The 14,281-nt window shown below is 67.2% G+C and carries 17 protein-coding genes and 1 pseudogene; 6 read left to right on the top strand and 12 right to left on the bottom strand.

The features are described from left to right. Positions 1-2: 2 nt before the first annotated feature. From CSW59_RS10485 to CSW59_RS10500, 4 genes are read right to left on the bottom strand one after another with little or no spacing between them, the layout of a single operon-like run. Positions 3-740 carry a TVP38/TMEM64 family protein gene (locus CSW59_RS10485; RefSeq protein WP_099443991.1) on the bottom strand — a complete coding sequence of 246 codons (738 nt, stop codon included), beginning with the start codon at positions 738-740 and terminating at the stop codon, positions 3-5. Further along, complete coding sequence (locus tag CSW59_RS10490) at positions 737-1,795, bottom strand: quinone-dependent dihydroorotate dehydrogenase (protein ID WP_099443992.1); 1,059 nt, start codon at positions 1,793-1,795, stop codon at positions 737-739. The genes CSW59_RS10485 and CSW59_RS10490 overlap by 4 nt, the downstream gene beginning before the upstream one ends. Further along, positions 1,792-2,136, bottom strand: coding sequence for a DUF952 domain-containing protein (locus CSW59_RS10495; protein ID WP_099443993.1), 345 nt, complete (start codon positions 2,134-2,136; stop codon positions 1,792-1,794). Before CSW59_RS10495 ends, CSW59_RS10490 begins: the two co-directional genes overlap by 4 nt. Continuing rightward, entirely contained in the window at positions 2,133-2,648 is a 516-nt protein-coding gene (locus CSW59_RS10500) for a histidine phosphatase family protein (protein WP_099444552.1), read from the bottom strand. Before CSW59_RS10500 ends, CSW59_RS10495 begins: the two co-directional genes overlap by 4 nt. A gap of 79 nt (positions 2,649-2,727) precedes the next feature. Here CSW59_RS10500 and CSW59_RS10505 point away from each other — a divergent pair, with 79 nt between their 5' ends. From CSW59_RS10505 to CSW59_RS10515, 3 genes are read left to right on the top strand one after another with little or no spacing between them, the layout of a single operon-like run. Beyond that, a complete protein-coding gene (locus CSW59_RS10505) occupies positions 2,728-3,876 on the top strand; it encodes a homoserine O-acetyltransferase (protein WP_099443994.1) in 1,149 nt (382 codons plus the stop codon). Next, positions 3,873-4,535, top strand: a complete 663-nt coding sequence (metW, locus tag CSW59_RS10510; protein ID WP_099443995.1) for a methionine biosynthesis protein MetW — start codon at positions 3,873-3,875, stop codon at positions 4,533-4,535. Before CSW59_RS10505 ends, metW begins: the two co-directional genes overlap by 4 nt. Next, the gene (locus CSW59_RS10515; RefSeq protein ID WP_099443996.1) at positions 4,532-5,311 is read left to right on the top strand and encodes an endonuclease/exonuclease/phosphatase family protein; all 780 of its coding nucleotides are present in this window, start codon (positions 4,532-4,534) and stop codon (positions 5,309-5,311) included. Before metW ends, CSW59_RS10515 begins: the two co-directional genes overlap by 4 nt. Here the strand turns inward: CSW59_RS10515 and CSW59_RS10520 are convergent. The 3 genes from CSW59_RS10520 to CSW59_RS10530 form a co-directional block, all read right to left on the bottom strand. Next, on the bottom strand, positions 5,268-6,779 hold the full coding sequence (locus CSW59_RS10520; RefSeq protein ID WP_099443997.1) for a phospholipase D-like domain-containing protein: 1,512 nt from the start codon (positions 6,777-6,779) through the stop codon (positions 5,268-5,270). The genes CSW59_RS10515 and CSW59_RS10520 overlap by 44 nt on opposite strands. An 87-nt stretch (positions 6,780-6,866) precedes the next feature. Further along, positions 6,867-7,211: a P-II family nitrogen regulator gene (locus CSW59_RS10525; RefSeq protein WP_010918409.1), complete on the bottom strand. Its 345-nt coding sequence runs from the start codon at positions 7,209-7,211 to the stop codon at positions 6,867-6,869. Between the two features lie 79 nt (positions 7,212-7,290). Further along, positions 7,291-8,076, bottom strand: a complete 786-nt coding sequence (locus CSW59_RS10530; protein WP_099443998.1) for a class I SAM-dependent methyltransferase — start codon at positions 8,074-8,076, stop codon at positions 7,291-7,293. 66 nt (positions 8,077-8,142) lie between these two features. On the opposite strand from CSW59_RS10530, the gene gloB reads away from it, so the two are divergent. From gloB to CSW59_RS10545, 3 genes are all read left to right on the top strand, one after another. Continuing rightward, on the top strand, positions 8,143-8,892 hold the full coding sequence (gene gloB / locus CSW59_RS10535; protein WP_099443999.1) for a hydroxyacylglutathione hydrolase: 750 nt from the start codon (positions 8,143-8,145) through the stop codon (positions 8,890-8,892). Positions 8,893-8,900: 8 nt separating this feature from the next. After that, positions 8,901-9,371, top strand: coding sequence for a cupin domain-containing protein (locus tag CSW59_RS10540; protein WP_099444000.1), 471 nt, complete (start codon positions 8,901-8,903; stop codon positions 9,369-9,371). Positions 9,372-9,517: 146 nt separating this feature from the next. Then, entirely contained in the window at positions 9,518-9,964 is a 447-nt protein-coding gene (locus tag CSW59_RS10545) for a hypothetical protein (RefSeq protein ID WP_099444001.1), read from the top strand. A 59-nt stretch (positions 9,965-10,023) separates the two neighbouring features. Here the strand turns inward: CSW59_RS10545 and CSW59_RS10550 are convergent, their stop codons facing one another. From CSW59_RS10550 to CSW59_RS10565, 5 genes and pseudogenes are all read right to left on the bottom strand, one after another. Continuing rightward, positions 10,024-10,884, bottom strand: a complete 861-nt coding sequence (locus tag CSW59_RS10550; protein WP_255408980.1) for a substrate-binding domain-containing protein — start codon at positions 10,882-10,884, stop codon at positions 10,024-10,026. A gap of 3 nt (positions 10,885-10,887) precedes the next feature. Then, positions 10,888-11,058: pseudogene (locus CSW59_RS21355) on the bottom strand (LacI family DNA-binding transcriptional regulator); the annotation flags it as partial. A 155-nt stretch (positions 11,059-11,213) separates the two neighbouring features. Beyond that, complete coding sequence (locus CSW59_RS10555; RefSeq protein ID WP_201722775.1) at positions 11,214-11,996, bottom strand: DUF4908 domain-containing protein; 783 nt, start codon at positions 11,994-11,996, stop codon at positions 11,214-11,216. Between the two features lie 144 nt (positions 11,997-12,140). Next, entirely contained in the window at positions 12,141-12,863 is a 723-nt protein-coding gene (locus CSW59_RS10560) for a beta-ketoacyl-ACP reductase (RefSeq protein WP_099444003.1), read from the bottom strand. 89 nt (positions 12,864-12,952) lie between these two features. Continuing rightward, positions 12,953-14,128, bottom strand: coding sequence for an acetyl-CoA C-acetyltransferase (locus CSW59_RS10565; protein WP_099444004.1), 1,176 nt, complete (start codon positions 14,126-14,128; stop codon positions 12,953-12,955). Between the last annotated feature and the right edge of the window lie 153 nt (positions 14,129-14,281).

Consider the following 14,281-nt stretch of genomic DNA (forward strand, 5'->3'; position numbering starts at 1 on the left):
GACTACTTCTCGTCCAACAGCGCGGCAACGCGCCCTTTGCGCCAATGGCGCCACAACGGCGGCAGAAAGGCCAGCACGCCCATGCCAATGATGGGCAGATAGATGCGCGGGGAGAACAGGGTCTCCAGCGTCACGGGTCCGTTCTTGGCGAAGATATGACCAAGCCCCGCGCCGATTCCGGCATAAACGAAAGAGCTTGGGATCATGCCCAGCACCGACGCGAGCATGAACACGCCAACTCGGATGTTCATGACGCCCGCCGCCACATTGACCAGGAGTAGCGGAAACGCGGGGATGAGGCGCAGGGTCAGCAGATAGTTGAAGGCGTCGCCCTTGAACCCCGCCTCAAGCTTGGAGAGGAACGCGGTGGGCTTCTTGCGTAGCATGTCTCCGAACGCGGTGCGGAAGACGAGATAGGTGATGGTCGAGCCGCCCGTGGCGCCGCTCACGGCCGCGAAACCGCCGCCGATGGGCCCGAACAGAAAGCCGCCGGTCAGGGACAGGATCAGCGCGCCCGGCAGCGAGATGGCGACGGAGCTGACGTAGATGGCCAGATAGACCGCCGCGCACAGCAGAGGCTTCTCCCGGGCGAAGGCCTGCAGGGCCGAGCCTCGGGCGCGCAGCTCCTCAAGCGAGATGTGATCCGCCAAGCCGCTGGCGATGGCCACGACGAACAGGATGACGATCAACGCCAAGGGCCCGAAACGGCGCAGAAGCGTCAGGGCCCGCTCACGCGTCATGCCGCGCCGACCGCATCCTGGACCGCCGCGAAGCCGTCGGCCCGCAGGCGCGCCGCCAGCTCGCGCTTGATCCGCACGACGAGACCCGGCCCGCCATAGACCAGCGCCGAATAGAGCTGCACGGCCTGGGCGCCGGCGCGGATCTTGGCGTAGGCGTCCGCGCCGCTGGCGATCCCGCCCGCGCCGATCAGCGCGACACGGCCCGCCGCAGCGGCGTGAAAGCGCTTCAGCACCTCGGTCGAGGGCCCCAGCAGGGGCGCGCCCGACAGGCCGCCGCCTTCTCCGGCCAGCGGCGAGGTCAGGCTGTCAGGGCGGGCGATGGTGGTGTTGCTGACGATGATCGCATCGAGGCCCGCGCCCACGACGGTCTCGACGATCGCCTCGACCTCGCCGTCCTCAAGATCCGGCGCGACCTTCAGGAAGATCGGATAGTCGCGGCCGGACTGGGCCTTCAGGCTCGTTCGGGTCTCAGCCAGACGGCCGAGCAGTTCCTCCAGCGCCGCCTTGGTCTGCAGGGCGCGCAGGCCCGGCGTGTTGGGCGAGGAGATGTTGGCGGTGAAATAGTCCGACAGACCCCACAGACGCGTCAGGCCCGTGACATAGTCCTGGATGCGGTCGATCGCGTCCTTGTTGGCCCCGATATTGGCGCCGACGACGCCCCTGCGGCCCTTGCGGGCGGACAGGCGCCGCGCGAACGGCTCCAGCCCGCCGTTGTTGAAGCCCATGCGGTTGATCACCGCCTGGTCCTCGGTCAGGCGGAACAGGCGCGGGCGCGGATTGCCGGCCTGGGCCAACGGCGTCACCGTGCCCGCCTCCACGAAGCCGAAGCCGGCGGCCAGCATGGCGTCGGGAACCTCGGCGTTCTTGTCGAATCCAGCGGCCAGACCCACGCAGTTGGGCAGCGACAGGCCCGCCAGCTGCACGGCCAGGATCGGATCATCGGGCCCCGCGTCGCGCGGTCCCAGTCCCAGCTTCAGCCCCTTGATGGCCAGACCGTGCGCGTCCTCGGGATCGAAGGCGTGGAGGGCGCGGGCGGCGACGTCGTGAAGGCTCATGCGGAAAGAACGCCCAGTTGCGGCACGCCGTCGGCGTCCAGATCAAGATTGCGTTGGCTGACCACCTCGTCGGCCAGTAGCGGCCGGTAGAGGTGCGGGAACAAGGCCCCGCCGCGCGAGGCTTCCCACTTCAGGGCCCCACCCAGCGCTTCCGCCTCGACGCCCAGCAGGACGAGATCGGTCTGGCCGCGGAACCACTTGGCGGCGGTCTCCTGGGCCTGGTCGGCGCCGGAGAAGTGGATGAAGCCGTCGGCCAGATCGACGGCCGAGCCTTCGAAGCGCCCGACGGTTTGGGCGGCCGCCCACTCAGCGCGGGAGAGGATCTTGTAGATCAGGGTCATTCGCCGCCGGCTCCGCCGCTTTCGTGGGCGTAGAAGAGATGCTCCAGCACCGGCGCGCTCTGGCCGTTCCAGGCGAAAACCACCACCGTGGCGGTCGGGAAGCGCCCGCGCAGCTTGCTGGTCTGGATCGGCGTGGCGCCGCCCTGGACAGCCAGCCGCAGCGCCAGTTCGTGCAGGCCGGGATTGTGGCCGACCACCATGACCGTCGCGGCGCCGTCGCCGTGGTCGTCCAACGCCTGGAGAATGTCCTCTGGATCGGCGTGATAGAGGTCGCGCAAGTGTTCGACGCGCGCCTTTTGATCGTGAGCCGTGAGCACCTGATCGGCGGTTTCGCGCGTGCGCCGCGCGGATGACACCAGCAGCAGGTCCGGCGCGACGCCGGCCTCGGCCAGAACGCGCCCCATGACGGCGGCGTCCGCGCGGCCGCTGTCGACCAGCGCGCGTTCGAAATCGCCCCCGCTGTGGGCGTGCCGTTCGGCCTTGCCGTGGCGCATCAGGATCAGTCGGTCCATGGCGTTCTCCATAGCCGCACCTTGGCCTGTCAGGAAGCGGGCGGTTGACACCTTCTTCGCCAAGCGCTCCAAGGCGGGCATGGCTGCGCTCGATCTGATCACGCCCGCCGGCGGAGGAACCTGGCGGTTTCCTGAAAACGAACCGCTGCGACTGGATTCCGGCGCGGTTCTGGAAGGCCTGGAGATCGGCTACCAGACCTATGGCGAACTCAACGCCGACAAGTCCAACGCGATCCTCATTTGCCACGCGCTAACCGGCGACCAGTTCGTGGCCTCACCCCATCCGACCACGGGCAAGCCCGGCTGGTGGCTGCGCATGATCGGTCCCGGCAAGCCGCTGGACCCTCAGAAGCACTTCATCATCTGCTCGAACGTGATCGGCGGCTGCATGGGCTCGACGGGCCCGGCTTCGATCAATCCAGCGACCGGCAAGGCCTACGGCTTGTCGTTCCCGGTGATCACCATCGCCGACATGGTGCGCGCCCAGGCCATGCTGGTGAAGGCGCTTGGGATCGAGACCCTGTTCGCCGTGATCGGCGGCTCGATGGGCGGCATGCAGGCCCAGCAGTGGGCGGTCGACTACCCCGAGCGCCTGTTCAGCGCCGTGATCCTGGCCTCGGCCTCCCGCCACTCGGCCCAGAACATCGCCTTCCACGAGGTGGGCCGTCAGGCGATCATGGCCGACCCGGACTGGCGCGGCGGCGCCTATGCCGACCACGGCGTCCAGCCCGGCAAGGGCTTGGCCGTGGCGCGGATGGCCGCGCACATCACCTATCTTTCGGAGCCGGCCCTGCAGCGCAAGTTCGGCCGCGAACTGAAGCGCGACGGCCTGTCCTGGGGCTTTGACGCCGACTTCCAGGTCGAGAGCTATCTGCGCCACCAGGGCGCCAGCTTCGTCGATCGGTTCGACGCAAACAGCTATCTCTACATCACGCGGGCCACAGACTATTTTGACATCGCCGACGCTCATGGCGGGGTGCTGGCCAAGGCTTTCACCCGGGCGCGCAACGTGCGGTTCTGCGTGCTGAGCTTCACCAGCGACTGGCTCTATCCCACCGCCGAGAGTCGCCACCTGGTCCGCGCCCTGACCGCCGCAGGGGCCAAGGCCGCCTTCGTCGAGATCGAGAGCGACAAGGGCCATGACGCCTTCCTGCTGGACGAGCCGGTGATGGACTCGGCCCTGGCCGGCTTCCTGAGTTCGGCCGAACGCGATCGGGGGCTGGCGTGACCATCATCCGCGAAGACTTCCGCGAGATCCTGCGCCTGGTGCGCCCCAGCTCGCGCGTGCTGGACGTCGGCTGCGGCGAAGGCGCCCTATTGGACCTGCTGGCCCACGAGAAACAGATCGACGGCCGAGGATTGGAGCTCAGCGCCAGCGGCGTCGCCGCCTGCATGGCGCGCGGTCTGTCGGTGGTGCAGGGCGACGCCGATCAGGACCTCGACCACTTCCCCGACCGCAGTTTCGACTACGCGGTGCTGTCCCAGACCCTGCAGGCCACGCGCAATCCGCGCCATGTGCTGAACGAGCTGCTGCGGATCGCCGAGCGGGCCATCGTTTCGTTCCCCAACTTCGGCCACTGGCGGGTGCGCTGGTCGCTGCTGAGCCGGGGCCGGATGCCCGAGACGAAGGCGTTGCCGCTGCCCTGGTGGTCGACGCCGAACATTCACCTTTGCACCCTCGCCGACTTCATGGCCCTGATCGAGGACCTGGACCTGCGGGTCGACGCCTGCGCCGCCTTCGCCGGCCAGGGCGCGGCGCGGCCGATCGACCCGACCAAGGCGGTCGAGAACTGGCGGGCCGAGAGCTGCCTCTTCATGCTCAGCCGCAACGGAGGCCCCGCAATCGGGGAACCTTCGCCGGGCTCGGGCGATCTCTTCGACGGATGAAGACCCTTCGTCTCATGACATACAACGTCCACCGCTGCGTGGGCGCCGACCGCAAGCTTGACGTCGAGCGCGTGGCCGAGGTGATCGCCGCCGAGCGGCCCGACGTCGTGGCCCTGCAAGAGCTGGACGTCCGCCGCGCCCGCACGCGCGGGGTCGATCAGGCCCATCGCCTCGCCGAACTGCTGAAGATGAGCTTCCACTTCCACCCGGCGATGGCCGTGGAGGAAGAGCTCTATGGCGACGCGATCCTGACCGCCCTGCCTGAGCGTCGAATCAAGGCCAAGGGCCTGCCGCTCTATCGCCGTGTGCCCGGCCTGGAACCACGCGGCGCGCTATGGGTCGAGGTCGAGGTCGGCGGGACCAAGGTCCAGATCATCAATACGCACCTGGGCCTCGTGCCCCAGGAGCAAAAGCGCCAGGCTGCGGCTCTGCTAGGCCCAGACTGGGTAGGCGCCGACGCCTGGATCGCGCCCGGCGTGGTTCTGGGCGACTTCAACGCTACCCCCTATTCGGCCACCTACCGGATGCTGCGGACGGCGCTGCGTGACGCTCAGGCGCCGTCACCGGTCTGGCCCAGGCCAGCGACCGCGACCTTCCCCTCCAGCTTCCCGTTCATGCGTATCGACCACGTCTTTCTGACCAAGGGCTTGGAGACGCGCGGCGTGCGCTCGCCCTACGACGCCCGCGCCCGGATCGCCTCGGACCACCTGCCGCTGGTGGTCGATCTGGAAATCACGGCTGTAGCCGCTCCGGAGGCGCCGGCGGCGGGGCGGTAAGCTTAGCGATGTCGCGCCGCAGCCGCGCGCGACGTCCCCAGGGCCGCCAGGCGTCGTCGGGCGCGATCGCATCACCCAGGTTCCAGTCGGCGATGAACTGCTGGATGCGTCCCAGCTTGCGAGCCGGCGCCGGCTGCAGACGACGCGGCGGTCCGTCATGGACATCCAGCGCGTTGATGGCCGCCGCGAGGCTGCCTTCGCGCTCCATGGCCGCGAGCACCTCGGTCGCCGACCGGTCGATGAAGTGACCGACCAGCCGCCCCAGGAACCTTCGCACCGTCTGGCGCTCCAGCGCTGTGCGCGCCTCGAAAGCAAGGTCGCATTCACTGTCGAGGCCGATCGAGCGGTTGTTGAGGTTCGCCGAGCCGATCCGCAGCAGGCGATCGTCGATGATCGTGACCTTGGAGTGGACGATGATCGGCCCGCCCTTCGGCGTATGGGCAGAGAAGGCTGAAAAGCGCTGATGGACATCAACCTCGCGCAGGCGGTTGATCGCCGCCGTCCGGGCGCTGTCCATGGTCATCTGATCGAAATAGCTGGGGCTGCGCGCCGGCCCGATCGTCACGACCTCGGGTCCGTCCGGTTCGAAAAGGCGCTCGGCCAGGGCTTCGACGATGATCGGCGAAGTCAGGTACTGGTTCTCCAGATAGATCAGCCGCTGCGCGCTACGGATCGCCGCCAGGTGCAGCAGCAGGCACTCGGTGATCTCGGGCAGCCCCCGCCACTCGGCCGAGGTGCGGGCCACCGCAACCGGCAGGCGGCGCAGGTCTGGGGTCAGATGAGCGGGCCAGGGCGTGACTTCGGGCCGAACCGGCCGCTCGATCGCATCGCCGCCCGAGACCCGCCAGCGATCCATGAACAGGTCGGCCATCGCCTCGCCGGCGCGACCATCCACCAGTATCGAGACTTCGTGGCGTGGCGGATAGCGGCGGCCGGTCGGCAGACGGCGCAGCGGATTGTTGTCCAGATGCTGACAGTCGTCCCAGCGATCCACGCCGATGTCGCCGCCGCTGACCAAGGCGGTTACCCCGTCGATGATCACCGCCTTCTGGTGATGGCAGGCGCTGGCCGGCAGGGTGGCGTCCAGGCGGTACTTGACCCGCGAGCCGGCGAAGAACGCCGCGCCGCGATGGGGTCCGAACAGCTGCGAGGCCGCGATCGGAAAGGGCATGTCCCAGGTCAGCACCCGCACGTCCAACGCCGGGTTCAGCGCCGCCTGCCGTCGCAGGATCAAACCGATGCGGTCGGCCTGAGTCGGGTCGCGGCTCTTGCGCACGCGATCAGGATCAAGGCGCGTGAGGGGGTCGAACACCCAAGCCAGGATCCAGATCGACTTGCGGGCCGACAGCAGCAGCGGCTTGAGCGCGTCGAACGCCTCGTCGTTGTCGATGAGGAGGGCCACACGATCGGCGGCCTCGACCCGCCAGCAGGTCTGGCCCGGCTCAAAAACGGAAGAAGGAGAATCCATGTCGCCTTGAACGCCTTGAACCTGGACAACGCGCGGAGCCGAGCTATGGCTCCGCTTCAAGGCGAGGTCGTGTCGGAAAAGACGAAACTAGCCCGCGATGGCCGCCGCGTCGCGCTCGCCGGTGCGAATGCGAAGAGCCTGTTCCAGGTCCATCACGAACACCTTGCCATCGCCGATCTTGCCGGTGTTGGCGGTGCGCTGCAGAGCCTCGATCACGGGTTCGAGCACGTCGGTCGGCACGGCGATTTCCAGCTTTACCTTGGGCAGCAGCTTCACTTCGTACTCGGCGCCCCGGTAGACCTCGGTCTTGCCCTTCTGGCGGCCGTAGCCGCGCACCTCGGTCACGGTCAGGCCGGACGCCCCCGCCTCGGTGACCGCTTCGAGCACCGCATCGAGGCGGCTCGGCTTAATCACGGCGACGATCATCTTCATTGGCGAGGCTCCCGCGAGCGAACAGTGGTTACAAGTCCAAGCTAGGCGTCCGGAGGCCAGGCTCCAAGCCCGTTCGCGCTCAAGGCTCGCTTGGCGCCTTATGAACGGGCGCCGGGCGCCCCTTGCCGTGGCGCACCGGCGCGGGACCGGCGGGACTGGGCAGCAGAACGCCCGGCGCGAACACCCGCGCCCGCGCCCTCCGCCCCTGAGGCTTCACGGCGAAGGTCTGCTTGATCGCCTCCATCAGAATCACGCCCGCGAACCGCGGCCACAAGCGCGCGCCAACCTGCTCGAACCCCTCGGCCCAGCCCGACATGGCGGCGAAAGGCGGCGCGTAGAGCGCCCGCGTCCAGCCCGCCGGCTCCAGACCCGCCTCGCGGATCAGACTTTCCAGCTGGACCCGGCTATAGGGGCGACCGTGACCGAAGGGCGTGCCCTCCGCCCCCGCCCAGACGCCATCGCGGGACGAGACCGCAACGATCAGGCGGCCGGTCGGCGCCATCACACGCCCGATCTCGGCCAGCAAAGCAGCGGGGTCGTCGGCTTCCTCCAGGGCGTGGACGGCCAGCACGCGGTCGAACAGAGCGTTCGGCAACGGCAGCGCCGTCTCCTCGACCAGGCAGGCCTGGTTACGGCCGCCGTGCGGCCAGACCTCGACGCCCTGTTGCGCGGGCATGACCGCGACGACGCGGCGAGCATTGGCGCGGGCGGCGTCCAGGAAAGGCGTGGCGTAACCCAGACCCAGCACGTCCAGGCCCCGGGTGTCGCCCCAGGCTTCCTCGACCTTGCGTGTCAGCATGGTCCGGGCCGCGCGCCCCAAGGGGGCGGCGTAGAAGGCTCTGAGATCGAGGACGTCGCGACGCATTGTGTCTCCCGAGCTTGGAGACCATCCTTGTATTCGCGCCCGCGTCGTGGCGATAGAGCTAGCGCCATGCCCGCCATCGTCCATCAGTTCCCGTGCCTGTCCGACAACTACGGCTTTTTGGTCCGCGACGAAGCCAGCGGTCAGGTCGCGACGATCGACACGCCCGACGCCGAGGCGATCCTGGGGCAGTTGGACCAACGCGGCTGGACCCTGAGTCTGATCCTCAACACCCACTGGCATCCCGACCACGCCGGCGGCAACGAAGCGCTGAAAGCGGCCACGGGCGCAACGATCGCTGGACCGGCCGAAGTGACGCGCATCGCCCCTCTGGATCGCGCGCTCAAGGACGGCGATGTCGTCATGCTGGGCCAGACCCGGTTCGACGTGCTGGACACCGGCGGCCACACCCTGGGTCACATCAGCTATCACGACGCGGCGGATCGCATCGCCTTCGTCGGCGACACCCTGTTCGCCCTGGGCTGCGGCCGTCTGTTCGAAGGCACGCCCGAGCAGATGTGGGCCTCGCTGTCGCGTCTCGCCGCCCTGCCCGACGACACGACGGTCTATTGCGCCCACGAATACACCGCCTCGAACGCACGGTTCGCGCTGTCGGTCGACGATGCGCCAGCGCTGAAGGCGCGGGCGGCCGCCGTGTTCGCCGCGCGCGAACGGAGTGAACCCACCGTGCCCACGACCATCGGCGCTGAAAAGACGACCAACCCGTTTCTACGCGCGCCTCGGCTACGGCCCCACGCGGCCTCGGCCGCCGAGGCGTTCGCCGAAATCCGGGCCGCTAAGGACAGCTTCAAGGGATGAGTGAGAGCATGATCGGGTCAAACCAGAACCTAGAGGCCATTTCTGGCGACCTGGGCGCCAAAGAAATCATCCGGATGCTGGACCTCGCCCCGCATCCTGAAGGCGGCTGGTATCGCCAGACGTTCCAGGACGAACCGGGCCCGGACGGTCGGGCGAAATCCACCTGCATCTACTTCCTGCTGGAGGCCGAACAGGTCTCGGTCTGGCACAGCGTCGACGCGGTCGAGACCTGGCACTGGTACGCCGGCGCGCCGATCTCAATCACTCTGTCGCCACCCGATGGCAAGGGCGCCACAGCCTATGTGCTGGGCCCGGACCTGCGCGCCGGCTGCCGCCCGCAGGTGGTCGTCCCCACATCATGGTGGCAGACCGCCGTCAGCCTGGGCGCTTGGACCCTGGTCGGCTGCACCGTGGCGCCGGGCTTTCGCTTCGAGGGCTTCGAGATGGCGCCCCCGGACTGGTCGCCGTCCCGCGCCTAGACCCTGAGCGGCAGGTGCGACCTTTCGTCGCGGAGCTTCCGGCCAATACTCAAAGTGGGCAACTTGGTCGCATGGCCTTGCAATTGTAACCATGCAATCCTTTTCAAGTCAGTCAAAAGGCTGGCCGAGGGGGAGTTGCTTCACGTATGTCCGAAGAGTTTGCGAACGTTCGATCCGCCCATCGCTACGCGACGGATTACCTGTTGCGCTGGGTGGAAATCGCCAATGAAGTCCACCACGCGGACATTCTGTATAGCCTTGTCTTCACAACGCTTTGGGCCGGCAACACTTCGCACCTCAAGGGCGCGGTCTATTCAGAACTTGACGATGTTCCGCCCGATCACGAGCGGCGGCCGCTGACCGTGCGCCAGGTCGCCGACTCCCTCGGCCTGCCGTACGAGACCGTCCGTCGCCGCTTCGTCGAGATGCAGGAGCGCGGTATCGCCAAGCGGGTCGGCCGTGAGGGCTTCATCGTGCCGCAGGAGGTCTTCGCCAGGCCCGAGTTCATGAACGGTGTCCGCCGGTCGCATCAGAGCCTGATGCGCTTCCTCAAGGAACTGAAGTCGGTCGGCTTCGACCCCAACGCGCTCTAAATGCATGATTTAGAGCCCATTTTACGAGTTTAGATGGCTTCGTCTAAACCAGACAGGCTCTAGGCGCTTTCGCGGACCACCAGCTCCACCGGCGAAATGGTGGATGGCGAACTGTCCCCCGCCATGCGGCGGAACAGCAGATCGACCATGATCCGCGCGCCCGCTTCGAGGTCTTGCCGAATGGTGGTGAGCGGCGGCGAGCTGTGCTGGGCGAGCAGGATATCGTCGAACCCCACCACCGCCACGTCCCTAGGTACGCTCTTGCCCGCCCGCTGCAACGTCGTCAGCGCGGCCAAGGCCAGGACGTCGGAGAACGCGAACACCGCGTCGAACGCGACGCCCGAGGCCAGCGCGCGCTCCATCGCCCTCTGAGCGTCTCCGCGCGTGTAGTGCGACGGGATCACCAAAGCCGGGTCGAAAGCGATCCCTGCCTCCTCAAGGCCCTTGCGATAGCCCTCGAACCTCTGGATCGCCTCGGGCGCATCAATTTCGCCCAGAAAGACGATCCGCCGGCGGTCGCGCGCAACCAGATGCGACACGGCCAGACGCCCGCCCTCCCGATTGTCGCTGCCGACCAAGCAGTAGCGGTGTCCAGGCATGGGCGCACCCCAGACGACCATTGGGCGATAGGTGTCGGCGACGCTGTTGAGCGCCTCGTGCTGGGTGCTCTGGCCGATGAGCAGGAGACCATCGGCGCGATGCGACTGGATAATCCTATCCAGCCAGCCCGGCTCGGTGGCGATCACCTTGTGCAGCAACACCAGATAGTCGCGACGCGTGATCTCGTCGGCCAGCCGGCCGACCATCTCCAGGAAGAACGGATCGGAGATCATCTGACCAGCCTCATGGGCCAGGGGGATGATGACGCCGATCGTGTCGGTCTTGCGAAGGCGCAGGCTGCGCGCCGACTGATTGACCACATAACCGTGGGTCTGGGCGATCTCGACGATCTGGTCGCGGAGCGCCTTGGGGATCAGTGGGTTTCCAGCCAGGGCGCGCGATACCGTCGAGATCGACACGCCCGCCATGCGCGCGATGTCGGCCATCTTCAGGCGACCGCGCTCGGGAACCAGAACGAGATCGGGGCTATCCATAACGACCAGGCAGACCTTCAAACGAGAATCGCCCGCGTGAACGCCACCGCCGACCAGGCGGGACGCGCGCGAGGACATGAATTGAAGAACGCTGATATCGAACCCAGGTAAACGCGACCTAAGGCTTTATGGTTACGCCAGCGCGATCTTGAGTATTAGCGGTCCATCACCTTGATGATGCGCTTGGACGAGGGCCGGCCCGCCAGCCCTTGTCCCGGTGCGTAGGTGACGATCAGAGAACCGTCCTTGATCTGAGCACTGGGCTTACGCCCCTCCGTCAGGAGCACGCGCCCGATCTTGGACAGGATCGAGCGATCGCCCCTGCGCGCGGCCTGCTCGAACGCCTCGGCCGCGACGGTGGCGGAGTCGGCGACCAATACCGAGGTCTCCGGACGTGCGTCTTCCACGGTGGCGAACTCGATCTGCCGCTGCGCCGCGCGACTGGCGCGGAGTTGAGCAATCGCCAAACGCTGAAAAAGCGCGCCAATGGACAGAACAGCCGGCGGCTGAATTGATGTCGCGCGCCCAGACAAGGCCGCCGCAGCGCCCATAGGCAGGTCGTCCGTGAACAGGATCACGCCACCCAGCTTGGTGACCCGCAGGACAGGCTCGCCGAGATCGTTGCGATAGATGACGTCGCCGCGTGAGGCGGGCTGGGGCGACAGCGCCCAGACCTCGGTGCTGTTGTCGAATTTGATCAGGGGCTGGGGCGCGGCCTTGTCGAAGACGAAGGCCCCGCCTGTTTCGGAAACATAGCGCGCGACCGGCGGCGCCGCCACGCGGCGAGCCTCCGCCACGCCCTTGCGGCCCAGCAGCGCGTCCCGCAGCGAATGCGGCAATTGCCCCGCGTTGGCCGAGGCCGTCATGAGCATCAGAGCGACAATCGACAATGTCGCTCTCGCCCCCCTCACACCCAACTCCGCCTTAGAGAATTTCATGCGATCCGTAGTGCCCGCCGACTGGGGCGAATCTTGGACGGCCAAGCGTCGTTCCCCCGAAGACGCGGGCATGAGGCCAAAAGGCCACAGTCGCCGTCAAGCCCAACTTCGGGGGATACGGTTCGTATGGAGCGTGGCGAGGCCTCAGGCCATGTATTGGCCGCCGTTCAGGCTGAGCGTCGCCCCCGTCACGAAGCCGGCGCGCTCGCCCGCCAGGAACGAGACCATTTCGGCGATCTCCTCGCCCTTGCCCAGGCGTCCGACCGGGATACCGGCGACGATCTGGGCCAGGACGTTCTCGGGCACCGCGGCCACCATCTCGGTGTCGATATAGCCTGGGCAGATCACGTTCACGGTCACGCCCTTCTTGGCGTTCTCAAGCGCCAGGGCCTTGGTGAAGCCGATCAGGCCGGCCTTGGCGGCTGAATAGTTGGTCTGGCCCATCTGCCCCTTCTGGCCGTTGATCGAGCTGATGTTGACGATCCGGCCCCAGTTGCGCTCGCGCATGCCCTCGATCACCGGGCGGGTCATATTGAAGGCCGAGTCCATGTTGACGCGGATCACCTCCGACCACTGCTCGTAGGTCATCTTGTGCAGCATGCCGTCGCGGGTGATGCCAGCGTTGTTGACCAGGATGTCGACCGGACCGAGCTCGGCCTCGACCTTCTTCACCGCGGCCTGGCAATCCTCGAACGAGCCGACATTGCCCTTGACCACCATCACGCCCAGGTCCTTGGCGCAGGCCTCTGCGGCCGCCTCGTTGCCGGAATAGCCGGCCGCCACCTTGTGGCCGTCGGCGATCAACCGCTCACAGATCGCCCGGCCGATACCCCGGGTCCCACCCGTCACGAACGCAACTCTCGTCATTCTTCTCTCCCGGCTATTGTTCTTGGTTCGTCATCACCACGCGTCCGCCCCTTAGTCGGACGGACGCGCGTCCCCGGTGACGTCTGGTTTCAGACCGCCTCGACGCACATGGCCACGCCCATACCGCCGCCGATGCACAGCGTGGCGAGGCCCTTTTGGGCGCCCGAGCGCTTCATTTCGTGCAGCAGGGTGGTCAGCACCCGCGCGCCCGACGCGCCGATCGGATGGCCGATAGCGATAGCGCCGCCATTGACGTTGACCTTGGTCGGATCCAGGCCGAGCTCGCGCACGACGCACAGCGACTGAGCCGCGAAGGCTTCGTTGCTCTCGACAAGATCAAGGTCGGCCACGGTCCAGCCGGCCTTTTCCAGCGCTTTCTTGCTGGCCGGGATCGGCCCCGTGCCCATGACCTCGGGCTCGACGCCGGCATTGGCCCAAGAGGCAATCCGGGCCAGCGGCTTCAGGCCGCGCTTCTGGGCTTCCTCGGCGCTCATCAGCACCAGGGCCGCGGCGCCGTCATTAAGGCCCGAGGCGTTGGCGGCCGTGACCGAGCCGTCCTTGGAGAAGGCCGGCTTGAGGCCAGAAATGCTTTCCAGCGTCACGCCGTGACGGATGTACTCATCCTTGTCGACAATCGTGTCGCCCTTGCGGCCCTTGATCGTGACCGGCGCGATCTCGGCGTCGAACTTGCCGGCCTTCTGGGCGGCCTCGGCCTTGTTCTGGCTGGCGACGGCGAAGGCGTCCTGGTCAGCGCGGGTGATCTGCCAGCGCGAGGCGATGTTCTCGGCCGTCTGACCCATGTGGTAGCCGTGGAAGGCGTCCCACAGGCCGTCCTTGATCATGGTGTCGACGAAAGACAGGTCACCCATCTTCTGCCCCCCGCGCAGGTTCTGGGCGTGCGGCGCCTGGCTCATGCTTTCCTGGCCACCGGCCACAACGACCTTGGCGTCGCCCGTCGCGATCTGTTGAGCCGCAAGGGCCACCGCGCGCAGGCCCGAGCCGCACAGCTGATTCAGGCTCCAGGCCGGGCTCTCCACCGGGACGCCAGCCTTGACCGAAGCTTGACGCGCCGGCCCCTGCCCCGCGCCCGCCTGCAGCACCTGGCCCAGGATCACCTCGTCCACGTCGGCAGGCTGCAATCCAGCGCGGGAAATGGCCGCCTCGATGGCGATCTTGCCCAGGTCCGAAGCGGGCAGGCTGGACAGCGCCCCGTTGAACGAGCCGACCGGGGTGCGGGCGGCGGAAACGATGACGACGTCGCTCATGCGATAGCTCCCGTAACGATTTGAAGCGGCGCCTTCGCGGTTGCAGCGCCGTTGTTTTTGCAGTGCAAAATAACCTTGCACATCCCTAACACCTTCGTCACCAGCACATTTTCACGGCATCATGACGACTCCAAGTCATCAGACCACTGGCGC

The sequence above is a fragment of the Caulobacter sp. BP25 genome (assembly GCF_002737755.1).
Classification (GTDB): domain Bacteria; phylum Pseudomonadota; class Alphaproteobacteria; order Caulobacterales; family Caulobacteraceae; genus Caulobacter.